The organism is Methylobacterium sp. Leaf99, assembly GCF_001422375.1.
Classification (GTDB): Bacteria; Pseudomonadota; Alphaproteobacteria; order Rhizobiales; family Beijerinckiaceae; genus Methylobacterium.
Genome location: NZ_LMMU01000007.1, coordinates 291,255 through 316,802 on the forward strand (window position 1 = coordinate 291,255; position 25,548 = coordinate 316,802).

10 protein-coding genes, 1 tRNA gene and 1 pseudogene are annotated in these 25,548 nt (G+C 63.0%); 6 read left to right on the forward strand and 6 right to left on the reverse strand.

Annotated features, from left to right (window positions below):
- Positions 1–465: 465 nt before the first annotated feature.
- Entirely contained in the window at positions 466–957 is a 492-nt protein-coding gene (locus ASF28_RS12380; RefSeq protein WP_056092744.1) for a hypothetical protein, read from the reverse strand.
- Positions 950–2,269 carry a tyrosine-type recombinase/integrase gene (locus ASF28_RS12385; RefSeq protein ID WP_056092747.1) on the reverse strand — a complete coding sequence of 440 codons (1,320 nt, stop codon included), beginning with the start codon at positions 2,267–2,269 and terminating at the stop codon, positions 950–952. The genes ASF28_RS12380 and ASF28_RS12385 overlap by 8 nt, the downstream gene beginning before the upstream one ends.
- A gap of 125 nt (positions 2,270–2,394) precedes the next feature.
- Here ASF28_RS12385 and ASF28_RS22545 point away from each other — a divergent pair.
- The 3 genes from ASF28_RS22545 (at position 2,395) to ASF28_RS22550 (ending at position 6,050) form a co-directional block, all read left to right on the forward strand.
- A tRNA-Arg gene (locus tag ASF28_RS22545) sits at positions 2,395–2,465 on the forward strand.
- 105 nt (positions 2,466–2,570) lie between these two features.
- On the forward strand, positions 2,571–3,617 hold the full coding sequence (locus tag ASF28_RS12390) for a tyrosine-type recombinase/integrase (protein ID WP_056092751.1): 1,047 nt from the start codon (positions 2,571–2,573) through the stop codon (positions 3,615–3,617).
- Between the two features lie 594 nt (positions 3,618–4,211).
- Positions 4,212–6,050, forward strand: a complete 1,839-nt coding sequence (locus tag ASF28_RS22550; protein WP_157085574.1) for a DEAD/DEAH box helicase — start codon at positions 4,212–4,214, stop codon at positions 6,048–6,050.
- Positions 6,051–6,645: 595 nt separating this feature from the next.
- Here ASF28_RS22550 and ASF28_RS21830 read toward each other — a convergent pair.
- Both ASF28_RS21830 and ASF28_RS21835 read right to left on the reverse strand, forming a co-directional pair.
- Positions 6,646–8,016: an AAA family ATPase gene (locus tag ASF28_RS21830; protein ID WP_162240000.1), complete on the reverse strand. Its 1,371-nt coding sequence runs from the start codon at positions 8,014–8,016 to the stop codon at positions 6,646–6,648.
- 65 nt (positions 8,017–8,081) lie between these two features.
- Positions 8,082–9,275, reverse strand: coding sequence for a DUF262 domain-containing protein (locus ASF28_RS21835; RefSeq protein ID WP_082476579.1), 1,194 nt, complete (start codon positions 9,273–9,275; stop codon positions 8,082–8,084).
- 1,793 nt (positions 9,276–11,068) lie between these two features.
- Here ASF28_RS21835 and ASF28_RS12400 point away from each other — a divergent pair.
- The 3 genes and pseudogenes from ASF28_RS12400 (at position 11,069) to ASF28_RS12410 (ending at position 13,544) form a co-directional block, all read left to right on the forward strand.
- On the forward strand, positions 11,069–11,644 hold the full coding sequence (locus tag ASF28_RS12400; protein ID WP_056092757.1) for a sigma-70 family RNA polymerase sigma factor: 576 nt from the start codon (positions 11,069–11,071) through the stop codon (positions 11,642–11,644).
- Positions 11,637–12,322: pseudogene (locus tag ASF28_RS21840) on the forward strand (NrsF family protein). Before ASF28_RS12400 ends, ASF28_RS21840 begins: the two are co-directional and overlap by 8 nt.
- Positions 12,323–13,007: 685 nt before the next feature.
- Positions 13,008–13,544 (forward strand): PAS domain-containing protein, encoded by a 537-nt coding sequence (locus ASF28_RS12410; RefSeq protein ID WP_244474996.1) that lies wholly within the window; start codon positions 13,008–13,010, stop codon positions 13,542–13,544.
- Positions 13,545–13,644: 100 nt separating this feature from the next.
- Here ASF28_RS12410 and ASF28_RS12415 read toward each other — a convergent pair whose 3' ends face one another.
- Together ASF28_RS12415 and ASF28_RS12420 are read right to left on the reverse strand one after the other, a co-directional pair.
- Positions 13,645–13,860 carry a hypothetical protein gene (locus ASF28_RS12415; RefSeq protein ID WP_056092765.1) on the reverse strand — a complete coding sequence of 72 codons (216 nt, stop codon included), beginning with the start codon at positions 13,858–13,860 and terminating at the stop codon, positions 13,645–13,647.
- 365 nt (positions 13,861–14,225) lie between these two features.
- Positions 14,226–25,436 carry an Ig-like domain-containing protein gene (locus tag ASF28_RS12420; protein WP_056092768.1) on the reverse strand — a complete coding sequence of 3,737 codons (11,211 nt, stop codon included), beginning with the start codon at positions 25,434–25,436 and terminating at the stop codon, positions 14,226–14,228.
- Positions 25,437–25,548: the final 112 nt, after the last annotated feature.

Below are 25,548 nucleotides of genomic sequence, written 5' to 3' on the forward strand. Positions count from 1 at the left end.
CGACGGGCGGTATCTAATTTGATCGAAAACGCTATTCAGTCTCGCCGCACCATTGAAAGGGATGGCGCCTAGAAATACTATCTATGTAATATATCGTTGAGCCGACACTCGTTATTTATCTGTGCTGATACGGAAAATTACTACCTTCAGACGTGCTCGCGATCTTGTCAGAGATACGAGACTGCGCCCATGCGTCGAGATCGGCAGTGACGTACACGGGGAAGCGTCCGAGCTTCCGATACAACGGCCCGCCGCCGTGACAGGCAAGCTTTGCCAGTGTCGCTGCCGTTCCGACCCCATACCGCGCCTTCAGGTAAGCGGCTGCATCGGTGCGGCGAAGGAAACTCTCTGCGGTCGGCATATATAGTCATCCCTGGTAAGGCGCCGCGGTGGCGCCGGATGACCGTCTATTTCTCACATGCCGCGCGGCGGGTGTGATTTCGTTGGTCCAAAATAATAGGAGAATTACGTCTCGTCGTCCCAGGCGTCCGCGTGGCCGACTCTCTCAGCCTCTTCGAACTCTGCGATGGCCTTTTCCATCGTACTCCGCATGATCCTTGGCACGGCGTCTTTCTCATCGTCCTTGCCGGCCTCCCATAGAGCCTTCTGCCGATCCATCCCCTCTTCAATCATCACTCGGAAACGGCGCACCGCCTCGAAATGCTGCCCCGGCGCGGCGGGCGGCTTGCCGCGGTGCCGGCGTGCAAGCCCTTTGATTTGGAACTCGCTATCAGACCGTTCGTCGAAGAGGTCGGCGAGCCAGCTTCGAACCTCGGGCGGTAGAGGAGCGTCCCCCCTAAGAAGTCCGACAAGGATGCTGAAGTTTTGCTGGGCGTCCGGTGCGATGCCCTCGATCCCCCATGTCGGCTTTCCGTCGAGCATGGGGGCCGAGAAGGTGCTTTGGCGCCCCTCGATAGAGGCGAAGAAGCTGGCCCAGTTCGGGGGAAGTTCAGCCATCGTTCGACTCGCGGGTTTCGATCCGAACGGAGGCGCCCATCGCCGCGGCGATAGCCTCTGAGATCGCGTCAGAGGCCCGTCTGAGCGGGTCGTCGGCGAAGTGGCTGTATCGGGCTGTCGTGGCCGTCGAACGGTGTCCTAGTAATTTACCGACGATTGTGAGGCCCATCCCTGACGCAGCCCCCTTCGACGCGTACGAATGCCGGAGGTCATGAAGCCTGACCCCGTTCAAATCGGCATGGGCGGTGATGCGCGACCACGGCTTCTTCAGGTCCGACCGGGGCTTGTCAGGATTAGCGCCCGCGATCACGTATCTGCCAGTGCGGGGGATGCTCCCGAGTACGGCGACGGCCGCAGCACCGATCATGATGCGTTTGGCGCCGGTCTTCGAGTCGGGAAGATGAAGAAGGCCGTTTTCGAGATCGACCTCGGTCCATCGGAGCCCGAGAATTTCACCGAGGCGACAGCCGGTCAGCATCAGCAGGCGGATCGCCGCGACCGCGAACGGTGAAATAACTTCGCGCTGATGCTCGGCGCTCACCGGCCGGTGTTTTTCGGCTTTGCCCTCGTTGAACTGCCACGGCAGCCCGACCGTCTCGGCCTCGCGCAGGGTCTCGCCGAGGCGCTTCAGTTCGGGTTCCGATAGGAACCTCTCGCCCTTCTTGTCGTCATAGAGCTTCACGCCCTGCCGAGGGTTAGCGGCGATGTATCTCCGTTTAACCGCATAAGTGAAGATGCCGCCGAGCAGCCGAGCGGTTCGCGTAGCGGTCCCCTTGCCGCCCGTGACCCGAGCCCGACCTTGCTTGCCGGTCTTCACGTCGACCGCGGTCTTCCCGTTCGCCACGTCCTTCACGAACCGTTCGATATCGGCGCTCGTAACTTCACCGAGGCGCTTCCGCCCGAGCAACGGCTTGATGTGGCGCTCGATCCGGCCACGGTCGGTGACGAGCGTGCTCGCCTTCTTCGTCTCGACGCCCTCGATCAAGTACTCGTCGCATAGCTGAGCGACGGTCATCTCGGCCCGCTGACGGGTACGCGCCTCGGCCACGTCTACCCCAAGTTCGGCCTTCGCTAGGATCTCCGTTGCGGCTTTCCGAGCTTCCTCGACGGTGATTTTGCCGAACGCCCCGATCGTGACCTTCCGCACCGCCGCGTTCCGGCCGCCGACTCGATAGAAGGCGATGAAGGACTTCGACCCCGACGGCCGCACGCGGCAACCGAAGCCCGGAAGCTTGGCGCACCAAACGACATAGTCCGTGGGCCTGACCTCAAGCCCTTCGACGACCGACTTCGTGAGCTTCCGATCCGCCAACGCTCAAGCCTCCGGGTAGCACCGGGGTAGCACGGCGGGGGTAATTCGCCGCCCTTTACCGGAACTTCAGGCAAGGGTCATAGGTCTCAAGGCACTGTTTCGTCAACGTAAATATATCTGGGGTAGCACGGGGGAAACCCATTCCCCTGCCCTCCGAAGGCAAAGGTCACACGTTCGAATCGTGTCGGGTGCGCCAACAAGTCTCTTCGGAAAAACAAGGCCTTAGCGCCTTGGCTTGAGCATCAGACAAGCTCCTCAGCATCAGCCGGTCCCAAATTGGTCCCAGCTGTGAGGAAATCCGATGGCCACCGTTCGGAAGCGGAACGACAAATGGCAGGCACAGGTCCGTAGGACGGGGCATCCGTCGCGAGCCCGAAGCTTCAGTACCAAACCCGAGGCTCATCGCTGGATCCGCGGCGTCGAGGCTGAGCTTGATGCGGTTGAAACACAGCCGGTCACGGAAGCACAAGCCGGTTCCAAGCTGCTCGCTAGTACGACAATCGCGGACCTGCTGACGCGCTACAGGGACACAGCGACGCCTCGTAAGCGCGGGCGCATCCCAGAGATCAACCGGCTGAACGCCTTCCTGGGCCAGCCCTGGGCTACCCTACCCCTAACACACGCTACGCCTCAGGTGTTCAGTCGCTACCGCGATGACCGAACCGAGCATGTGAGTCCTGGGACCATCATCCGTGAACTCGGCCTACTCCGCTCCGTATTTGAGACGGCCCGAGACGAGTGGGATGTACCTCTGCCCGCAAACCCTGTCGCCAAGGTACGTAAGCCAACAGCACCGGAGGGACGTACGAGGCGGCTCGCAGAAGGCGAGTTAGACAACCTACTGAAGCCGAGTTCGATCGGTCGCACCATATGGCTTAAAGCTGCAATTCAACTCGCCATCGAGACCGGGATGCGGCGGGGTGAACTCCTCAACGTTAACTGGTCCGACGTTGACCTCCAAAACGGGCTGCTGACGATCCCTCGAACAAAAACCGGTATCTCCCGACGCATTCCGCTCACATTAGAGGCTGTCTCGATCCTCACAGAGAGACAACACGCTGCAGAATCACGGAACGAGGGACGCGTGTTCTCGATTAATCCCGATGCCTTCCAATTGGCCTGGCAGCGATGCAAGCTACGGGCTTCTCAATCCCAACCCGATATTGTCGATCTCCGCTTCCACGATCTTCGCCATGAGGCAGTCAGTCGGTTCTTTGAACTTGGTTTGAGCACCGTAGAGGTTGCACTGATTAGCGGACATAGGGATATGCGGATGCTTTTTCGGTACACCCATTTAAAACCAGAAAGCATTGTTGAGAAATTTCGGAAACAAGCGGGCATTAACTAAATCAACGTTTAGAACATATCAAAACACGGGCTGCTTCATGAAGAGAAGTCAAGCAACTAGAGTCCATGGGGTATTGAATTAATTGGATACCAACGTACTCGGTTTTAATCCGGAATTTAAACTTCCCTTGACTGATCCGGATGCAGGTAATGAAACCTTCTCGAAGACATTTTTAACGAATGTTTATAACAAACGGTACGCTAAATCAGTTTTGTATAATGATTGTTGTACGGACGATTCATCACCCTTGATCAAAGCGACAAGGCATTTTCGAGAGAAATACTGAACGAGTCTCCAATCTAGGCTGTGTGCCCGATAATTAAATTCAAAACAGGCGGACTCTACCGCTTTAAATCCTTTCCACTTCCCATTTGGAATAACGCCGGCTGCCCACTCGCTGACATCCGGACGGCAACTCAGGGAAGCGCAAAGAATGACCTCAGATAATTTCCTTCAGTTTCTTTAGGACCATCTGAAGCAATTCAGAGAAATTCCAATGAAAATCACCAAATACCTATCTTCTGTACAAAAAAGGAGGCACCTATAGTAGACCCGAGATTTTTCGCCGATCGTATGTCCCATCATTGGCAAGAGATGAACAATCATCTTAGTTTTCCCTTGCGTCAGACCTGGGAGGGAATCGCTAGTACGTACAACCGTAGGATCAAAGAGCAGTTCAATGAATCTTGGGATGTGCTTGCACTTCCAACTGGTTCAGGAAAAACTGAGAGTCTCGCCCTGTATTGTTCGATGCTAAACTGCGAACGCCATCCCGGGGTCCTTATCGTAACTCCTCTGAAGGAACAGGCTGATAGCATCTGCATGCGGATTAATGACTTTGCGGCAGCAAAAATAGCGATTTCGCATCATACTGATAATCAGAATAACGTCTCGCAACTGCATCAGGCGCCTGTACTTGCTATCACCCACGCGGGATATCTCAGCGCGCTACAAGGGTTAGCTGAGCGATCCGAGTCCCACCACAAGTTTCTCAATATTACAAGGTGGGCTAGGGGTGAACGTTTGTTGCGTGTGGTGGATGAATCCATCGAAATGCACCAAACTTACAAAGTAACTCTAGAGGAGTTATCGATTTTCATAGGAGCAGTACAGCATCTCATTCAGTTTAAAAACCGTGGGAATCTCAAGTGCATCGAAGAGCTGTGCACCTCTATCTGCACTTTAACTGAACTTGAAGGTTATCGCGAACGCTACCTGTCCGAATTCGAAATGAATGCGCTGCATGGGATCGACACTGAATCTTTGAGGGAGGAGCTTGACGGCATCTCTGAAGGCAACATCCGATTCGGATTTGATAACGGCGTTGCTGGCGGGGATATGAAACGTCAGTGCCTCCGGACTATGCAGACTATTCGTAGTCTATCCCGGGTGGGTGATGCTTGGATTACAAAGCGTGGGAAAATTGTTACAATCTCTGCTGCCGAAAATATGCTTGGACTGGAATCGCGGCCGGGTGTCATCCTAGATGCGACTGCAGGGGTAGATACCAGGTACGAATTGATTGAAAGCAAAGCTCAGATCACTGCTGCAGTTCGCGGGGTGAGGGACTACAGTAATGTAACGCTATGGATGGTACCAGACCAACGTGTCGGTAAGGATTACATGGCCATCGAAGGTGGCTGGAAACGTTGGGCGCCGCTTGCTAATCAAATACAGCAGAAGCTCGGGTTTGATCGACAGGTGCTTGTCTGCTGCCATAAGGATGTAAGGGATCGAGTTGAGAGCGTACAGACCCATTTTGCACAGACAGCGTATGCGCACTGGGGCGCAATTGCTGGAAAAAATGACTGGCAATACTACGATACGGTAGTTATATTTGGATTGAACTACCTGAATCGCTCAGCAAATACAGAATCATTTCTGGGAATGCAGGGGGCAACTAACAATGACTGGCTGCAGTCGCCAGCATGCAGAAAATTCAATAAACATGATGATATCCTCGATGCACTGAAGATGGGTCATCTGGCTGTCAGTGTGATTCAAGCGGTAAACCGTGTCCGGTGCAGAAGAACGAGCGATACCTTCGGAAACTGCGAACGTACCGATATTATTCTGCTTTTACCAAGTGGTACAGAAGGGAACACACTTGTCGGTATGTTGCAGGCTGAGATGCCGGGCTTGCAAACACGCGAATGGCCGATACAGATTCGAACCCGGAAGGAACGAGGGGCGCCGAGCAAAGATCGTGTCTTTAAGTTTCTGCGAGATGCACCAAATGGCATCTACACGAACAAAGATTTACCTGACAAACTAGATGTTTCGAAATCAACCTACGACAGGATCATTTCTGATTTCAAGAGCGATGAATCCACAGAGAGTAAGCAATTACGCCTCTATGGTGTACGTTACATTCATAATCCAGGAAGGGGCAAGCTCTCGGGGTTTATGAAGGAAACTCCGAATTCTGTATGAAACTGGAGAGCAGCCAAACCTTCATAATCAGCCGAGAAGAGGCCGCTGAACGGGACCACTCTCGCTTCCGGACAGGAAGACCATGCAAGGCGGGGCATCTTGCCGAGAGATACGTGAGCAACCGGCAGTGTGTCGCCTGTAATATCCACGAGGCTCGCATGCGTGAGCGCAGGCGTTCTCAGGATGACCCATCCTATCGGATGTATCGCAATGTCCAACGTAGGACTGGTCAGGTGCTTAAGGGGCGGCACAGCCCCAAAGAAGCCCTGAAGTGCAATCTTGCAACCCTCCGTGAGCACATATCATCTCGCTTCAAGGCAGGCATGGTGTGGGCACAATATGGACAGTGGGAGGTAGATCATATCGTACCTCTTTCTGCAGCTAAGTCTGAGGTCGAGCTAATAGAATTATGTCAGTTCACAAATCTGCAACCCTTATGGAAACGAGAAAACCAGAAGAAGGGCGGGGCCTAGTGCCCCGTCCATCCACTCCTGTATCTGTTTTACTGACCTTACTTTTGAGTATTACATGAACTGTATTTTTTCTCCAAATTACCTTATGAGGCCTTATTTGATTGATGAATGTATAAACGGCGCTAACTCGTGACTGCGCGTAACGACCGTATGAATTCCTCCGCTTGGTTGAAGTTAGTCTCGTCCTCTAGCCATGCCTCGAGCAATCCTCTGAGTAATTGATCGAACGAAAGTCCGAGGTTATTGCCGAGGTCATATATCCAATCGTGTGGATCAAGGCCTTGTAGTGAATGATTTCCGATGCTGAACTTTTGTGATGTAATACCGATATGTCGTGCAGTCCTCTCCGGCTCTTGGAACGCCATTCGTTTAAGTGCTTCTTCCATCGGGATCGCTCCGGGGAGGAACACCGCTGGCCAAAGGCTCTCAGCTTCCTCAGTTTGTTTCTTCTGATCACCGTCATAAACACCTACAAGAACAACTCGCTGTGCGTACTTTGGGAACAGCTCTCTAATTGACGTGATTTTCGACTCGCCTCCTATGTCGAGTAGGTCAGATTTCAGAAGCAAGGAAAGATCGAATTTCCCTAAAAGATATTTAGTGAGCTCTCGCCCGAGTCGATCTTCTGCAACAAGTATAGGGGTTGCTTTTGACTCGAGTCCGATCGTACGAAGTAAGTCCGGGTGGTCTGATTTCTCTGCAAGTTGCGATCCGTTTGAAGTTTGGTATAGTATTAATAACTCATTTTCTAGCAAATTGCGCACGAAGTTCGGGGAGTGTGTTGTAAGTACGATCGATAAAACTTTCTCTACGCTCTGCACTACAAGGAAGTTCATCATAGCGGCCTGAGCAACCGGAGAGATGTATGTCTCCGGTTCTTCCACGATTAGCAGGCTATTTCTCGGCGCCTTTTTTAGCGCTAACATTAGTAAGGCACATGAGATTTCTCCGAGACTCATCGTCCGTATGTCATAGACGGTATCCCGCTCGCACACTTTGATGTAATATTTTAGCGGAACAAAGCCCTCGAGTTCGTAAACTTCGGCTGATGTGTAGACTTTTCCAGTAATGTATGACAGCATTGATAGTTCGCCGTCCGATAAGGCTATTGGGTCTGTGCCATTTATCGTATCATCTATGCTTACAATCTCGTGGCGGAAGAACTGCTGTTGCTCTATTGCTTCCAGAGAGGTGTCAACAAAGATCGCTTTAATTGTTTTGCCTGGTACTTGAGTTACGATCCCATCTACGATGGTTAATGTGTGCTGTTCGTTGTGAACAAGTAAGTCGATAGTGATTGCCCCGGTGCCGGTCCGGTCGTGTGATCGTGCTTTCTCCAGCTGCGCTTCAGTACTTACAAATGCGCGTCTCATGATGTTTAGAAGAGTGCTTTTTCCAACTCCGTTCAGACCACAAATGGCAGTTACTGGCGCATCGAAGGACATGGCCGCATCTGCAAGGCCCGCGATCCTTTCATAACGAATGGAAACCATCCTAGAGGCTCGCGTCCCGCGCTTCCGAAGATCTTCATACGCACGGCTTATCTGCGCGCTACGCATTAGAACCTCCCCCATGCTTCGAGGTTAAGGTAAGTCTCGAGTATTTCTTCTGCGCTTTCAAGTGTTTGAGAAGCCAGTTTTAATTTAACTGCTTCGAAAGTCGTCGCCCTTTTATTTGTAAACGGAAGTTCCGCTGGCTTAATGCCGAGCTCAGCGGCTACGAAGAAATTAAGTATGAAATCTCGGTATATTACAGAGCTTACGTCTGACACACGCGATGTAGACCTATCTGTATAGATAGATAGGAGCTCGGACCATGTCGGTATCGGAGCGTAAAATTCCAGTGCTTCGTTATTATTAGCTTGCAACTTTGATCGTTTTGATTCGAACATTTCAAGCAGTGGTATATTTGTGGAAAATAAATTACCTATCTTTTGTTCCGAAATGTAAGTTGCAACAAGTATCATCCAGGACAGCAAAGAGGCCTTGTTGTGCCGTACCGTTTGGGATTTTTTGCGCAGCTCCGTAAAAGCAGTTATTGTTTTAGTCGCGAGGTCAAAAACGTCCGTGCTGAATTCTACATCTGATCTAAATCGATCGGATATCGATCCTGCCGTCAGTTTTTTAGTTAGATCTCTAGTTTCAATAGTGCAAAGTAGTTTTGATAATACGTCATCATAAGCCATTCTTGCATTAGAAAACCCTATAGTTTCCTGACTGCTGCCCAAAGACTCGAATGCATCTCTCAGATTTTTAACTTGGTTCCTTACAGGTCCATAGAAAGCGTTTCTCTGCTCTGCTGCAGTGATGCTTGTCAGTGTATTTAGGCGATAAAATAACTCGCCGGGCTCCTCAGGAGCGTAATCGCTTATACGGATGATTCTTAGAGTGAAATTATCGAATATCCTACGTTTATCATCGGGCAATTGCTCATAGTACATGTCATGCAATTTCGTTATTTCGTTGCTCAATGGCGCGATATAGCCATCGACTGTAAACCTGTTTTTAGCAAAATCCCTGATGGTCGCCAGTCTTTGTTGTCCGTCCAGGACGTCCTGTTTGTTAGTTTCTGGTATTACAATCGTATGTATAGGTGGAATATACCAATTACGTAGAACACTATCAATAAGTTTGCGTTTTTTGTTTATGGACCAAACCTCTCCTCTCTGGAAATCGGGTTGTAAGTTTAGATCTTTTTGCGTAATGCGCTTGATCACTGTGTCAATATCGGGATCAGAGGGCGAGAGCTTCATCGTTTTTACTCATCTATTTCGATACTGCAATTTGCCGCAACCACGGAGGATGGACGCAGTCTCATTTATCTCAAGATCTGATTGAACTTTTCCTAACGAGCCAGCCTTTTAGCGAACTCGAGGGAGAACATGTGTTCGCTCTGAATCTACCTCATTACGGAGGCTCTGGGCGTATGACGGTGCCGCCTACTCACCTGATTGAAGATGGCAGTGGCTGTGTCATGTGAAGATCAGTGTCTGAGGAGGTTGCCGTATAGACTCGATTCGATCTCATTTTTTCGTCTCAGTCGTGGTGCATTTTGGATCGGGACCAGCAGGGCTGCGGAGCGCACGCCATAAAGGTTTGTGATGCCGTCGTGGCGATGGCGCCCACTCTCCTGCCCGCATAGCGTCAGCGGCCGCTGGTGAGCCTCCTAGGCCAGAGAAGCACCAATCCGGGAGCCTGGTCGCTTAGCCTGGGATTGGGTGAAGGCATCCTCAGGCGATACGGGTTCTTCCCATATGCGAACCTCCCACGGGCACGTGGAGTCTAAATCGCATTCCCTGTTGTGTATGAGGCTTGTAGCGCGGCTCGATGATCCTGAAATGCGCGTTCGCTGTCCGGAGCCCTATTGCGGCGAGTGCTCCGTTGCCACGCCTGTGGCCGTAAGTTGTTTCTGCTTCAATAACAGTTTGATATAAATTCAACAAGTTCCTTAGGGCATCCATGAGAAGGTCTCAGCCTATCTAATCGATACGCTGTCCACTAATAATTGCCATATCGGAAATCCATAGATTTTCTCAAAAAGTGATGGCGTTTCACGACTTGTACATAGAAACGATCAAAATATAACAAATTTGTTCGGGGGTATCTAAGTGTTCTGGATCTGTATGTCCCCCGTAGGCCCTTGTGTGCTGAAACTGCGCTACGCTTGTACTTAGCCAGAGCGATTGTCGTAGGTGATCTGAGTGTTGATTGCCCGCAATATGAGCCAGGTCGTTGGTCCCAAATCGGTCACACTGCGACGTGTGGAGGCGGCACAAACCTCTTGACCACTGTGACCATAGGCGCATACGATTTTGCCGTTAAGTAGTTGATGCAAAGGGAACGGTTTGACGCTCCTTCGCGGAGACTTAGTTGCAGCACATCCTGACGCGTTGCCCTCCGAAGGCAAAGGTCACACGTTCGAATCGTGTCGGGTGCGCCAAATTTTTCTCCGCCAAGGCACGACATCGCGGCCTGCCGTCGAGCCGGGCGCTGGAAGACCTCCGACGATCCTGTCCTGTCGATGATCCGTGCGCGCGTCATCCGGAACGGCGTGACCCTGCGCGCCCGCCGGGACGGGCCGGCACTTTCCGCGATCGGAACGCGCGTTCCGCCTCCGCCGCTCGTGCCGTGGCCGTGCCGGACGGACAGCTCTCGATGGCGTGGGACATCGGAGGTGCGGGGCCGCCGGGTCGGGGCCATGGATTTCGAAGTCCTGCGATGCCCGATGGCAACGAAGAGCCGCTCCGGACACGTAACCTCTGCCGGCTCCCGGCGAACTCTTTCGTGGCACCACCCTTGAAATGGCCGCCCACGAAAGGGGCTTCGCTTGAGTCCGGTCCAGTCTGTTGCGTTCGCCCCCCGCCTTCCCCCAGCCCCTCCGGAGCTTGCGGCCCGGTCCACCTCGACGGCCGGGATGGTCAAGAACCGGCGAAGGACCTAGGCTCGGGTCATGGTCACGGTGTGGACAGCCCATCCGGCTCGCCCGTTCTTTCCGTCGGCCTCCACCGCGGCTTCCGGGTGCACCGTGACGATGCCCGTTCGACCGATGGCATCGTCCGGCGAGGCCGCCCTGGCCGCGGCGATGCGGACGGCCCAGGCCGGCGATGCCGCGGCCTATCGCGCGCTCCTGCGCGATTGCGTGCCCGTCATCGCCGCCATGGCGCGGGCCAGGGGGGTGCGCGGGGCGGCCGTGGACGACGTGGTTCAGGACACCCTGCTCACCGTCCACCGGGCGCGGGCCACCTACGATCCGGAGCGGCCCTTCCTGCCGTGGCTGCGCGCCATCGCGCAGCGGCGCGCCATCGACGCCCTGCGCCGGGCCAGCCGTCATCCACGGGAGGTCTACGACCCGCTCGCCTACGCGGCGCAGGCCGACGAAGGCCCCCTGCCGGGGCACGACCTCGCGCTCCATCAGCGTCGCCAAACCCTCGCGGCGGCCGTCGCGCATCTCCCGGAGGGGCAGCGGCAGGCCATCGAGCAGATCGCCCTCCGCGAGCTGTCGCTGGAGGAAGCCTCCGCCGCCACCGGGCGGACCAGGGGGGCGCTGAAAGTCAATTTCCACCGGGCCCTCAAGGCCCTGCGGGCGTCCCTCTCATCCGCCCGGGAGGGCACGGATGTCTGATCCCGTGAACCCCCATCGCGTCGCGGACCTGGTCGACGATCTGGCCCGGTCGCTCACGCCCGTCCGCCGGCTGCCGGGGCCCGGACGCCGCACCCTGGCGTGGTCCGGTGCGGTGCTGGCCCTCGGCGCCCTCCTCCTGCCCCTGTCCGATGGCGCCGGATTGCTGGGGCGCCTCGGCGTGCCGGACCTGCGCTACGCGGCCCTGGGCGCGGTCCTGACGGCCGTCGCGGCCGCGTTCGCCGCCTTCCAGAGCAGCGTGCCGGGACGCAGCCCGGCCTGGGCCCTCCTGCCGCTGCCGCCCCTGGTCCTCTGGCTCGGCGTTGGCGGCCTCGGCTGCCTGCGCGGGTGGATCGCGCCGGGGTCCAGCCTCGCGGCACCGGAGGAGATGCGCGGCTGCTTCGTCTTCCTCATGAGCGTGTCGCTGCCGCTCTCCGTCCTGCTGGTGCTGATGCTGCGCCGGGCCTGTCCGCTCCGCCCCAACCTGACGGCCGCCCTCGGGGGGCTCGCGGCGGCGGCGGCGGCAGGGGCGCTGCTGGTGTGCCGTTCCATCCCCACGATGCCACCGCGACGGATCTGCTGGTCCACCTCGTGGCCGTCCTGCTGGTGGTCGGCCTCAACGGCCTCCTGGGCGGTCGTCTTCTCGAAAGAACCGACCGTTCGGAAGCCCTGCGGCCCTGAGCGGGGCTGGTGGGAGCGATCGTCGGTTCCGTCACGAGAACCCGGGAGCATCTCGGCGGGCCGGCGCGGCACTTGGCGCGCCATCGAACTCCGCCATCCCGAGGCGACCCCCCGGACCTCGCCGGACCCATACGCCCGGGCGAGGACGCCTGGTCAATCACGTGCCGGCCTCCCGCACATCGAAGATCTCGAAGCGGGTTTTCGCGGGTCCGGTGACCAATGGAGCACCGGATCCTGCCCTTCGTCGGCACGGGAGCACCGACATCCTCACGAGCGGAATCGGTTGTTTATACAAAAATACCTTCCCAAATACGCAGTTTGTCAAACCCGCGCGCGCTATCGTACGGAAACGGAATGCCATTTCTTACGTTGACGATGCGTTCGCCGATGATGACCAATTTTTACAGTTGCGAGGGCATGACGGGATGTTGCGTGGGGAGGCCGTCCACTGGACATGCGATGCTTCGGCCGGTGGCGCGCGTCGTCCAGGCGACGTCGGCATGCGAAGATCAGAACCGTGCCTGTCCCAAAAATAAGATCGATCTGATATGAAGTATACTTGATATAGAGCGAATACATAGTCTGAAGAAAGTAAATGTACGAAAATTCGACGGTCTTGGGTGCCATCGATCTGTTGTAAAATCATCTGATCCTGGGTGAGAGAATGTTATCCAATTCGACAAATATGTCCGCCTTGCACGCGGCAGGGATTGTCGGCACCTGGGACACGGACGTTCCGGCGGGGCTGTCCCTGCTGGACGAAGGCGCCGCTACGCTCCTGGCCGGGAACCGGGCCCTCGCCGGCAAGCCGATCCCCCTCGACGTCGCGTTCGGGCGTATCCACCCCGACGACCGGGAGTGGGTGTTCGCGGCGGTGCGCCGCGTTCGTCAGACGGGCGGGCCGATCGCCATCGAGTTTCGCGTCCTGGCGGCGACGGGCGAGATCCGCTGGATTCTCAATCGCGGTTACCTGACCCCCGACACCAGGGGCGCGATGCGGGGCTACGGGGCGTATATCGACACGACGGAGACGCGGCGGGAATCGGCCTTCGTTCCACCCTTCGCGGCATCGACGGAGGCCGACCCGCTCCATCTCGCCGCCGACCATTGCATGCGGGCCCATGCGGCGATCCGGCGGAGTGGCGACACCTATCTGGCCGTCCTGGTGGAGATGCTCCTGTTCCGGATCGGGCGGATCCTGGCCCGCCAGCACAGTCCGTAGGTCTCGGTCCCAAACGAGGCTCGTCCGATCGGACGGCCGCGGGGACGGAGCCACGTCTTCGGCGACGTGTCCCTCACCGGGACCGTCCCGGCCGAGTCCGTCAATCCGATGCCGCGGACCAGATTTCGTGCAGGCCACGGGGGCTGCGGAACCAGTACACGCTTCTCCGGGTGTCGAGGCCGAACTCCCCGTAGGAACTCGCCAGACCATGCACGATCCTGGAGGCTTCGCCCTCGTTCTCGATCTCGCAGGCGAGGATCTCCGGGGCGGAGCGGCGGGACGAATCGATTGCCCTGACGAAAATCGAGTACGGCATTGTCGAACTCCGGATGGGGTACCCTGACTTTGCGGCGCCTAAACCGATGGAGGTGCCTATTCTATAAGTTATCTCGTGTTATTTTGTGCCATAACACGTTCGGTATTGGTTAAAGATAAAGTTGTAACCGTGTTTGTTGCTTCTATTGTTTGAATTTTTCGAGGCCGATATGGTGTTGAAATCTTCATGTGCCATTGGGCGGTTCGGTCCCGTCGGCGAAGCGCGGATTTCGTAACAGGAAAACGTGTCTCTGGCGGTGTGGTGTTGATGCGAACGCTTCGCGTTCGAGAACAACTGGCGTTTGCGAAAATTCGGCTCCGAAGCCCCGGCGGTTCGCCGCCGGGGCTTCGGAGCCGGGGTCGGGGTCAGACCGGGAGACGGCCTTCCTTCATGCCGAAGTCCAGGAAGTGCTGGAGGGGATCGATGTCGGCGGCGGCGATGTCCGGGTTGTGCTCGAGGTAGGCATTGGTGTCGAAGCCCGGGCCCGGGTCCCGGCCCTCGCGCCAACCATACTCCTCGTAGTGGAGGAGCGGGTTGAGTCCGCTCGCGGCCACGTCCGGGTTCGCGGACAGGTAGAAGTCCGGGTCGAACAGGGCGTTGGGCGCGCGCCCTTCGTCGGCACCGTAGGTGACGTAGTGGTGGAACGCGTAGTCCGGCGCCGAGAGCGTGAAGGGCCTCGCCTCGGCCGCCACCGCGGCCACGTCGGGATTCTCCGCGAGATAGAAGGCCGGGTCGAAGGCGCCGATATGGCCCGCGTTTCCCTTTCCGTCCTGAACGTTGCGGCCTTCGCCGAGGCCGTAGTGCAGGTAGTGCTCCAGGGCATTCTCGCCGGAGGCCGCAACGTCGGAGTACTGGGCCAGATAGGCCTCCCCCGAGAAGTCCGGGCTCGGGCTGCGGCCCTCGTGCTCGCCGTACTGGGCGTAGTGCTCCAGGGGGTTGACCCCCGCCGACGCGACGTCCGGGTTCGCCGCGAGGTAGGTCTGCGTCGAGAAGTAGGCGTTCGGATCACGGCCTTCGTGCCAGCCGTAGGTCTCGTAGTGGGTGTCGGCATCGACACCCGCCTTCCAGACGTCGAGGTTGTGCGCGAGGTACCAGACGTCGTCGACCAGAGCGTGGCCGTCGTCCTGCTGGATCGACCCGTCGGCGAAGTGAAGGCTGCCGATCCCGCCGATATCGTGCGGGACCCCGTCCGGACCCGTCAGCACGAGGGTCTCCCCGAGGCGCTCCACCCGGGCCTCGGTGAAGGCGAAGCCGAAGGAGGCCTCCGCCGCCGGTGCCGCCCCGTCGAGGGACACGGCGAGCCCCGCCTGAGCCGAAAGGCCCTTCCCGTCCGAGACCGTGTAGGTGAAGAGCTCGGCGACGTGGGCGTCGGTCGAGAGGTTGCTCGACCCGATGGCCTGGTAGCTGTAGCGGCCATCGGCGGCGAGGTGGAGCGTCCCGTGATCCCCGAGGACCGTGACGGTCCCCTCCCTGGGAACGTCCACGGTGATCCCGCCGGAAAAGCGAACCGCCGTCACGTGCAGGACGTCGCCCGCGTTGGGATCGCTGTCGTTGGCGAGCACGTTGCCGGTTACCGCCGCCGCGTGCGTCGCCGTCGCGATGGCGTCGTGCACGGCGTTCGGTGCGAGGTTGGCGCCGGTGGCGGGGCCGACGGTGTCGAGGGTCACGGTGTTGCCCGCGGCCTGGGCTCCATTGCCGGCGGCGTCGGTGGCGAGGATCGTGCTCGTCACCGGGCCGTTCAGGCCGGTCAGGTCGACGGTGTAGCGACCGTCGCCCGCCACCTGCGTGGTGACCGTGTGGGTGCCGTCGGTGAACGTCACCGTCGCCCTGGACCCGGCGTCGACGCCGGTCACGCGATAGGCCGTGTCGACGGCCTCGGCGGCGTTGATCACGCCGTCGCCGGTCGGCTCGACGGCGAGGGCCACGGGCGTGCCGCCATCGGCCAGGGTATCGACGACGACCCGGAACGGCTGGCCGGCCGGCGTCGCGGTGCCGGCCGCGTCGCGACCCGTCGCCACCACGTCGTAGGCGCCGTCGGGCAGCGTCGGCAGCTTGACCGCCCAGGCGCCATCGGAGCCGACGGGCGCCGTGACGCTCTGGGAGCCGGATGCATTGCCGTAGCTGACGGTCACGCTGCCGCCGGGCGTGCCCGTCCCGGTGAGGGTCGGTGACGGATCGCTGGTAACGCCGTCGCCCGGAATACCGGTGTCGGGCTGGAGGCCGGTGACGACGGGCGCGCCGTCAGGCGCGGCGAGGGGCGGCGCGTCCTGGCCCGGCGCGGGTCCTCCGGTGGGCGGCGGGTCTCCGGGGGAGGTGCCGGTCTGGCCGATGACGACGCCGTTCCCGGTTCCGACGGCACTGTTGCCCGCGGCGTCGGACACGACGAAGGCGGAGGTCACGGGTCCGGTCAGGCCCGACAGATCGGCCTGATAGGTGCCGTCCGCGCCGGCTTCGACCCGGACCGTGCGGGTCCCGTCGCTGAAGGTCACGGCGGCGGCGGAACCGGCGTCGAGGCCCGCGACCACGAAGGTCACGGCCGCCGCCTGGGCCGGGGTCAGGGTCCCGCCGGCCTGTCCGCCGACGGTGAGGGAGACGAGGGGGACGGCATCCGCCACAGTGTCCACGGTGAGGGCCAGGGGGCCGGATGTCCCGGAGGGCGCCCCCCCGGCCGTCACGGCCGAGGCGGTGAAGCTGTAGCTGCCGTCCGGCAGGGCGGGGATTTCGACGGTCCAGGCGCCGGTGGCATCGACCGGAGCGCTGACCGATTTGAGTATGCCGGCCTCCGCATAGGCGACCGTGACGGTTCCACCGGCGGCGGCCGTTCCCGAGAGTTCCGGGGTGCGGTCGGACGTGATCCTGTCGCCCTGGACACCGGTGTCGTCACCAAATCCGGTGATGAGCGTGGGAGCTGGCTGCGGGGCTCCGCCGACATCCACCGCCCGCGGCGTCGCCGACAGGGTCGCGCGGTTGCCGAAGGCATCGGCGATGTCGGCGGTGGCGGCGAGGCCGAGGGCCAGGCTTCCGGTTCCGGCGACATCGGTCACCGTCACCAGGTAGCCGGTGCCGGCGGCGGTGACGGAGTCGACCCGTCCCGATGCGCCGCCGGTGCCGGTCAGGACGAAATCGTCCGCCGTCACGTTGACGACCGTCTCCGAGAAGGCCACCGCGTAGGTGAAGGTGGTGGCGCCGCTGCCGCCCTGCGGGGACGGTGTCGCGGTGCCCGTGGGGGCGACGGTATCGACGGTCACGAGGGTGCCGGCGCGGGTGGCGGTGTTGCCGGCCGCGTCCTGAATGGTGAGGACCGAGGTCACCGGTCCGGAAAAGCCCGACAGGTCGGCGCTGTAGGTGCCGTTGCCGACATCCATGACCGTCATGCCGTGGGACGCATCCGTGAACGTCACCCGGCCGACGGCACCCGGGTCGAGGCCCGCGACGGTGTAGGCCACGGTGCCGGCCTCCGTGGCGTTGATCCTCTGGTCGCCGGTGGGATCGACGGTGAGGGTCGCGGCCGTGCCGCCATCGGCCGTAGTGTCGATGGTGAGCGCGAGGGGCTGGGACGTAACTAGGTTGCCGTTCGCCGTAAGGCTGGCGGTGAAGCTGTAGGCGCCGTCGGACAGCGTCGGGATCTCGACGCTCCAGGTGCCGTCGCCGGCGACGGTGGCGGTGGCGCTCTGGGCCCCCGCGGCGGTCGCGTACGCCACCGTGATGGTGGCGCCGGCGAGCCCGATCCCCGACAGGGTCGGCGTCGGGTCCGAGGTGATGCCGTCGCCCGGTACGCCGCTATCGACCGAGTAGGCGGTGATCACGGGCAGGACCGGGGCCACACCGACGACGTCGCGGGTGGCCGGTGTCAGGGTCGCGAGGTTGCCGGCGAGGTCGGCGATGTCGGAGCCCGGTGCCAGGCCGAGGCTGAGAATGCCGCTGCCCTGGACGCCCGCGACGGTGACGACGTAGCTGCCGCCCGAACCCGTCACAGAGGTGATCTGGCCGGTCGCCCCGTTCGTGCCCGTCAGAACGAAGTCGTTCGCGGTGACGTTGGCGACCGCCTCGGGGAAGGTGACCGCGTAGGTGAAGCTCGCGACGGTGGTGCCGCCGGCGACATCGGCCACCGCCGAGCCCAGGGGCGCCACGGTATCGACCACGAGGGCGAGCCCCGTCTGCACCGTGCCGAAGTTGCCGGCCGCGTCGTTCAGGGCGAGGGTCGCCGTGACCGCGCCGTTGAGGCTCGACAGATCGGCCAGGATCGGGCCGTTGCCGGTGACTGGCACGCTGACCGTCGTGAAACCGTCAAAGAACAGGGCCGTACCGGTGGTGCCGGGATCGAGACCGGCCACGGTGAGGCCGACGCCCCGGGCCTCGGTCGCATCGAAGGGGCCCGTATTGGCGGCCGCCGTGAGCGTTGCGGCGGGGGCCGCGTCCAGCACCGTGTCGATGGTCACGGTCACGGGCGCGGATGCGAGGCTCTCGATCCCGCCCGGGCCCGTCGCCGTGGCCGTGAGGGTGTAGGCGCCGTCGGTTAAGGTGGGCAACTGCGCCGTCCACCGGCCATCGAGGCCCACCGGCACGTCGAGGACCTGTGGACCGGTCGCGCCGGTGTAGGTCACGTGCACGAGGCTGCCGAGTTCGGCCGTCCCGGTGACGGTCGGGGTCTGATCGCTGGTGATCCCGTCGCCCCGTATCCCGGTATCGTCGCTGATCCCGCCGATCGTCGGAGCGCCTGGCCGGGCGGTGAAGACCGGGACGGGGTTGCCGACGATGGCGGCCGTGTTGCCGGCGGCGTCCGACAGGGCGAGGGTCGAGGTGACCGTGCCGTTCAAGGCCGAGAGATCGACCACGTAGGCGCCGTCCGCCGTCACCGGAACGTCGAGGGCGCCGGCGCCATCGGTGAAGGTGACGATGCCCGAGGTTCCGGCATCGAGGCCCGCGACGGTGAAGGTCACCGCCACCGCCTCGGACGCTCGGATGATCCCGTCCGCCGTGGCGGCGACCGTGAGGGTCGCGGCCGTGCCGCCATCGGCCGTGGTGTCGATGGTGAGCGCGAGGGGCTGGGACGTGCCGATCGGGTTGCCGTTGGCGGTCAGGCTGGCGGTGAAGCTGTAGGCGCCGTCGGTCAGGGTCGGGATCTCGACGCTCCAGGTGCCGTCGCCGGCGACGGTGGTGGTGGCGGTCTGTGACCCTGCGGTGGTCGCGTACGCCACCGTGACGGTGGCGCCGGCGAGCCCGATTCCCGACAGGGTCGGCGTCGGGTCCGAGGTGATGCCGTCACCCTGCACGCCGCTATCGACGGAGTAGGCGGTGATCACGGGCAGGACCGGGGCGACGCCGGTGACGGCGCGGGCGGCCGGCACCAGGGTCGCGAGGTTGCCGGCGAGGTCGGCGATGTCGGAGCCCGGCGCGAGCCCGAGGCTGAGGCTGCCGCTGCCCCGGATGCCCGCGACGGTGACGACGTAGCTGCCGCCCGATCCCGTCACTGATGTGACCTCGCCGGTGACCCCGTTCGTGCCCGTCAGGACGAAGTCGTCCGCCGTGACGTTGGCGACCGCCTCGGGGAAGGTGACCGCGTAGGTAAAGCTCGCGACGGTGGTTCCGCCGGCGACATCGGCCACCGCCGAGCCGCGGGGCGCGAGGGTATCGACCGTGAGACCGGCCGGCAGGGAGAGGTCCGCCGTGACGGTGTTGCCGGCGACGTCGGTGAGGATCGCCTCGGCGGTGATGGACCCGGACAGGCCTGAGAGGTTCGCCGTGTAGGTCCCGTTGGTGCCGACGGGGACGGACACGATGGCCTGGCCGTCGGTGAAGGCGATGGCCCCCGAGGAGCCGGTATCGAGCCCCGTGAGGGTGAAGCCGACGGCGCCGGCCTCGCCAGCCCCCAGGCGGGTATCGGCGGAGGCGAGCTGCACGGCGACGAGCGGGGCCGTGTCCGCGCTCGTATCGATGGTGAGCGCGAACGGGTTGGAAGCCGGGCTCGGCAAGCCGCTGGAACCGGTGGCGGAGGCGGTGACCGTATAGGCGCCCTCGGCGAGGGTCGGAACGGACACGGTCCAGGCCCCGAGGAGATCGGACGTGGCCTGGACCGTCTGCGGACCGGCCGGGCCGTTCACGGTGACGACGACCGCGGACCCGGCCTCCGCCCTGCCGGACAGAATCGGGCTGGTGTCGTTGGTGATCCCGTCGCCGTCCACGCCGGAGTCGTTCACGACGGCGCCGACGCTGGGCTGGGCGGTAACGGCGGTCGCGACCTGGATGGAATTGCCCGGGATGGTCGCGGCGTTGCCGGCGAGATCGCTGACGATCAGGCTGGTCGTAACGACGCCGTTGAAGCCCGACAGATCCACCGTGAAGCTGCCGTCGGCCGCGACGGGCACATCCTTGACGAGACCCCCGGCGACGAAGTGGGCTGTTGCCGTGCTGCCGGCGTCGAGTCCGGCCACGGTGTAGGACACCGCCCTCGCCTCCGCGGCATTGACCAGGTTGTCGGCCGTTCCGGAGACCGTGAGGACGATGGGCGCGCCCGCGTCGGCGGCGGTGTCGATCACCAGGGCGCGACTGGGGGAGACGCCGAGCACGGTGTTGGCGCCGTCGGTCAGCGTCGCCGACAGGGTGTAGGGCCCGTCCCCGAGGACGGGCAGCGTCACCGACCATTGTCCGGCGCCGTCCACCGTGGTGGTCTGGCTCACCGGAATGCCCGTCGGGCCGGTGTAGGTCAGCGTGAGCGTGGCGCCGGCCAGGGCGGTGCCGCTCACCACCGGGCTGGCATCGTAGGTGACGAAGTCGCCGGCGACGCCGGTGTCCTCGGTGATGCCCGTGATGACCGGGAGGCTCTCCGGCGGGACCACGACGGGGATGTTGACGAGGTGCAGGCCGGCCTGGGCCACGATGGCGGGATTGCCGGCGAGATCGGCGATGTTCGATCCGGCCGCGAGGCCGAGGGCGAGGGAGCCCGTCCCGGTGATGCCCGTGACGGTCACCGTGTAGACGCCGCCGACCTCGGTGACGGTCGAGAGGGTGCCGGCCGCCGTGCCCGTGCGCGTCAAGGCGAAATCATCGATGGTCAGGTTCGCCACCGCCTCCGGGAAGGTGACCGTGTAGGTGGTGCTGGTGGCCGCGGCGGCAGCCGGAGCGGCCACGATGGTCGCGGCCGGTGCCGTGGCGTCGACGGTGAAGACACCGACGGGCAGGGTCGCGCGGTTGCCGGCGAAGTCGACCACGGAGACGCTCGCCGTCACCGCTCCGCTGAGGCCGGAGAGATTGGCGGGCGCGAGCTGACCGTTGACGAGGGGGACGGTCACGGTCCCGCCCGATCCCGTGAAGGTGAGGGTCGCGGTGGCGTCGGTATCGATGCCCGAGACCGTGCCCGTGAGGGCGGCCGCCTCGACGGCGCTGAGGAGACGGTCCGGCGGCAGGTCGAGGCCGACGACGATGGCGTCATCGGCATCGACCTGAAGGTCGATGGTCACCGGCACCCCCGGCCGGACGGTGCTGCTGTTTCCGGCGGCGTCCTGGGCCAAGGCGGTGAGGGTCACGGTTCCGTCGGTGAGGGGCGTGGTCACCGGAATGCGCCAGGTGCCGCCGGTATCGACCACGGCCGACAGGGACTGGCCGCCCACCGCCACCGTTACAGTAGAGCCGGCTTCGCCGGTGCCGATGAGGATCGGGGTCGTGTCGTTCGTGACCGTGACCGGGAGGTTGCCGGCGCTGGCAAAGCCCAGGATGGTCGGTGCGAGGGGCGCAACGGTGTCGAAGGTCGCGCCCGGCCCCCCGAGGCTCACCGCCTGCCCGACGGGCGGAACGTAGGTCAGGGCGGAGGTGACCGGACCGTCGAGGCCCGACAGGTTGAGGGTTCCGCCCTGGTCGGTGAGACTCGCGGAGGCCGTCGTCCCGTCGGCATCCGTGAACACCACCGACAGGCTCGCGCCGACCGGCAATCCCCCGAGGGTGTAGGTGACGGCCGCTGCCTCCGCTCCGTTGACGAGTCCGTCGCCGAAATCGACCGCGAGGGTGAACGGGATGCCCGTCGCCGTCTCGACGGTGACGATTTTGGTGGACGCCGGCAGGCTGACATTGCCCGAGGCATCCGCGGCCGTCGCCGTGAAGGCGTAGGAACCGTCCGCCAGGGCTCCCGGTACCGTCGCGGTCCAGGCGCCTGACACGCCGGCCACCGCCGTGAGGGTGCCGGTCGCGCCGGCGGCCCCCTGGTAGCTCACCGTCACGGTGCTGCCCGCTTCGGCCGTCCCGGCGAGGGTGGGCGTGGTGTCCGCCGTCAGGAAACCGCCCGGAACGCCGCCATCGCTGACGAGCCCGGTGATGATGGGCCTCGGCGGCGGGACGAGATCGAGCGAAACGGGCGTGATGGGACCGAGGGTCGCGACATTGCCGGCGGCGTCGATGATGTCGGACGTCGCCGACAGGGCCAAGCCTAGGGTGCCGGCCCCCGAGAGGTTGCCGACGACCACGGTGTAGCCGCCCTGGTTCGCCACCACCTGCGTGACGTTGCCGAGGACCGTGCCGGTTCCGACCACCTGGAAATCGCCGGCGTCGAGGCCGGTCACGGCCTCCGGGAAGGTGACGTCGAACCGCACCGTTCCGGGCGCCTGCCCCGAGGCGAGCAGGCCGTTGCCGAGGGGCGCGACGGTGTCGATGAGGGCGGCCGGACCCGGCAGGGTCGCGGTGTTGCCGACGGTGTCGGTGATCTGGATCGACGAGGTCACCGCGCCGTTCAGGGTGCTGAGATCGACGGACGCGTTGCCGTTGACCGCGATGGTCTTGGTGACGACGTGGTTGCCCGCATCCGTGAAGGTGACGATGGCCGTGGCACCGGCGTCGAGGCCGGTCACCGCCAGGGGAACGGCCGCGACGCCCGCGAGGCCGATGGGCCGACCGTTGCCGAGGGCGATGGCGACGGGTGCCCCGGCATCGGCCGTGAGATCCACGGTGAGGTTGGTCACAGCCGGTGCGGCGACGTTGCCGGCGGCGTCCATGGCGGCGACGGAGACGACGTAGGACCCGTCGGTGAGAAGGGTCCCGATGTTCCCGGTCAGGGGCAGGGAGAAGTTGCCGCCGGCGACCGTCGCCGTCGTGGTCAGGACCGGCGTGCCGGCCGCATTGGTCACCGTCACCATCACGCTGGCGCCGACCTCGAGGCCGGTCGCCGTGCCGGCGAGCACCACGCCGCCGGCGATCTCCGCCTGGGAGACGATGCCGTCGCCGGCGATCGGCTGGAGGGTGAGGACGGGGGCGGTGCGATCCAGGGTCAGGACGGGGCCGACGGGCGCCGGGATTCCGGCGCCGGGCACGAGGTTTCCGGCGGCGTCCCGGACACCGGCGGGATTGAAGGTGAGGCCGAGGGTGCCTTCGGCCGTCGCGGCCGGCACCGTGACCAGGTAGGTGCGCCCGCCATCCGTGGTGGCGACGGAGGGGACGAGGCCGGCGGCCGCCGTGCCGGTGAGGCCGAGATTGGCGGCCGTCAGCCCGCTGACGGGCTCCGAGAAGGTCAGGGTGAAGTCGATCACCGTATCCTTGGTGACCGCGCCGTCCGGTGAGGTGACGCTGACCAGGGTGGGCGCCGCGAGGTCGACGGTGACCGCCTGGGTCAGAGCGACGGAGGCGGCGCCGTCCGTGCGCTGGACGAGGACCGCGACATCGCCCGAGGCCTGGAGGGTGGGAATCGTGCCCGCGTAGGTGGTGACGCCGTTGGTGGTGACGACGACGGCGGCGGCGAGCGGCGTGACGATCCCGCCGATCCGGACGGCGAGGGACTCGCCGGTGCCGAGGGGCCCGGAGAGGGTGCCGGTGACGGGAACGGTCCCGGCGGCAGCCTCGGCGATGTTGACGATGTTGTCGCCCGCCACCCGCACGGCCGTGACCGTCTGGACGGGCGCCGGGGCGACGAGATCATAGGCCGTGCCGAGCACCCCGGCGAGGGGAATGCCGGTGCCGACCTGAAGGGTGCCGGTGGTGCCGCTCGCGAGGGCGAGGTCCTGGCGCCCGTCGCCGTTGATGTCGAGCAGCGCGAGGGCGCCGAGGCCGGCCTGGGTCTCGAGGATGACGGGGGCAGAGAAGTTGCCGGCGCCGTCGCCGTAGACGACCCGCACGTTGCCGTCCGTGCCGGCGTAGAGAATGTCCTGCTTGCCGTCGCCGTTGGTGTCGCCGATGCGGATGTCGGTGGCGGCGGCCCCGGCCTGCAGGGTCGTTTGGATGGTTGCGCCGGCGGCGGTGGAGCCGCGGATCTCGAGGGTGCCCGCCGTCCCGGCCGAGACGATCTCGGAGCGTCCATCGCCGTTGAGGTCGCCGGCCGCGAGGCCGCCCGCGCCGGCACCGACCGCGAGGGTGGAGCGCACGAACGTGCCGTTGGCCGCCTGCGTCAGGACGGAAAGGCTCGTACCGCCATTGGCCAGGGCCGCGAGATCGATGCGGCCGTCGCCATTGAAATCGCCGGACACGAGGGCGTCGGGCCGGACGTTCAGGGACGCGGTGGTCCCGGTCGTGAAGGTGCCGGTACCGTTGTTCACGAGCACCGTGGCCGAGGTTCCGGAGAGGCTCTTGACCACGATGTCGGCGTAGCCGTCGCCGTTCACGTCCGCGATCAGGGCGCCGTCCGTGCCCGGGGTGGTGCGGTTGGTCAAGGTGAAGCTGCCGCCGGTCCCCTGCGTCAGGATCTGCACCCGGCCGTTGCCGGCGGTCACGATATCGACGAGGCCGTCACCGGTGACGTCGCCCGTCGCGATGGTGGTCTGTCCGGCCGCGACGGCGATGGTCTGGGCGGCGCCGAGCGATCCGGTGCCGGTGCCGCGGGTCACCACCACGGTGTCGTTGACGAGGAAGGCCGCGTCGCCGAGCCCGTCGCCGTTGAAGTCGGCCGTCGCGGTCTCGCGGGCCGGGCCGATGCTGACGGGAGCCAGCAGGGCGAAGTCGGCGCCGCGCAGGCCGTTGCCGGCGAGATCGGTGACGCCGGACAGGTTCGAGGGGTTGAGCGCGAGACCGAGGGTGCCGGCGCGCTGGTCGAGGCTGACGCCGTCGAGACCGAGGCCGACGCTGACGATGTAGGTGTTGGGCTTGGTCAGCGACGGCAGCAGGGTGACGAGGTGGATGCCCGGAAGCGTTCCCGTGGCCTGGAACAGGTCGGCGGAGAGGCCGAGGACCGGCTCGGAGAAGGTGACCTCGTAGCGGAGCACCCCGAGGAGGTCGAGGAGGCCGAGGGGATCGGGCGTGTCGAGCTGGCTCACCGCCAGGATGGTCGGCCCGGTGTTGTCGATGCGGACCTGGAGCGGCAGGGACGTGGCCGTCCCGAGAATGCTCGACTGGGTCGCACGAAGGTTGTGGGTCCCCTCCGCCAGGTTGACGCGCACGGCGCCGAGCGAGGAGCCGAGGAGACCGGCCGGAATCGTCGTCAGGATTTCGCCGGACCCCACGAGCCCGTTGCCATCGCGGTCGTCGAAGATCGTGATCGGACCACCGAGGAGATTCAGCCCGACGATGCTGATGTCGACGCTGTTGCGCCGGGTGAGGCCGTCGAGGGGAACGCCCGTGTCGCTGAACGGCGAGAGGCCGAGGACGAGGGGAGCGAGGGTGCCGGCCATCTGCGTGTCCCGTCTTTTCGGCGAGCGCGCGCGGACGGTGCGAAGGTAGCTCCGCGCGCCGGCGTCCCGCCCGATGAATTTGATGTCTGTGTCGAAGGGCCGACGAGCTCCG

Coding starts and splice junctions, on each gene's coding strand:
- ASF28_RS12380 (WP_056092744.1), bottom strand. CDS start 957: ATGGCTGAACTTCCCCCGAACTGGGCCAGCTTCTTCGCCTCTATCGAG.
- ASF28_RS12415 (WP_056092765.1), bottom strand. CDS start 13,860: ATGCCGTACTCGATTTTCGTCAGGGCAATCGATTCGTCCCGCCGCTCC.
- ASF28_RS12390 (WP_056092751.1), top strand. CDS start 2,571: ATGGCCACCGTTCGGAAGCGGAACGACAAATGGCAGGCACAGGTCCGT.
- ASF28_RS21830 (WP_162240000.1), bottom strand. CDS start 8,016: ATGGTTTCCATTCGTTATGAAAGGATCGCGGGCCTTGCAGATGCGGCC.
- ASF28_RS21835 (WP_082476579.1), bottom strand. CDS start 9,275: ATGAAGCTCTCGCCCTCTGATCCCGATATTGACACAGTGATCAAGCGC.
- ASF28_RS12420 (WP_056092768.1), bottom strand. CDS start 25,436: ATGGCCGGCACCCTCGCTCCCCTCGTCCTCGGCCTCTCGCCGTTCAGC.
- ASF28_RS22550 (WP_157085574.1), top strand. CDS start 4,212: ATGAACAATCATCTTAGTTTTCCCTTGCGTCAGACCTGGGAGGGAATC.
- ASF28_RS12400 (WP_056092757.1), top strand. CDS start 11,069: ATGGCATCGTCCGGCGAGGCCGCCCTGGCCGCGGCGATGCGGACGGCC.
- ASF28_RS12410 (WP_244474996.1), top strand. CDS start 13,008: ATGTCCGCCTTGCACGCGGCAGGGATTGTCGGCACCTGGGACACGGAC.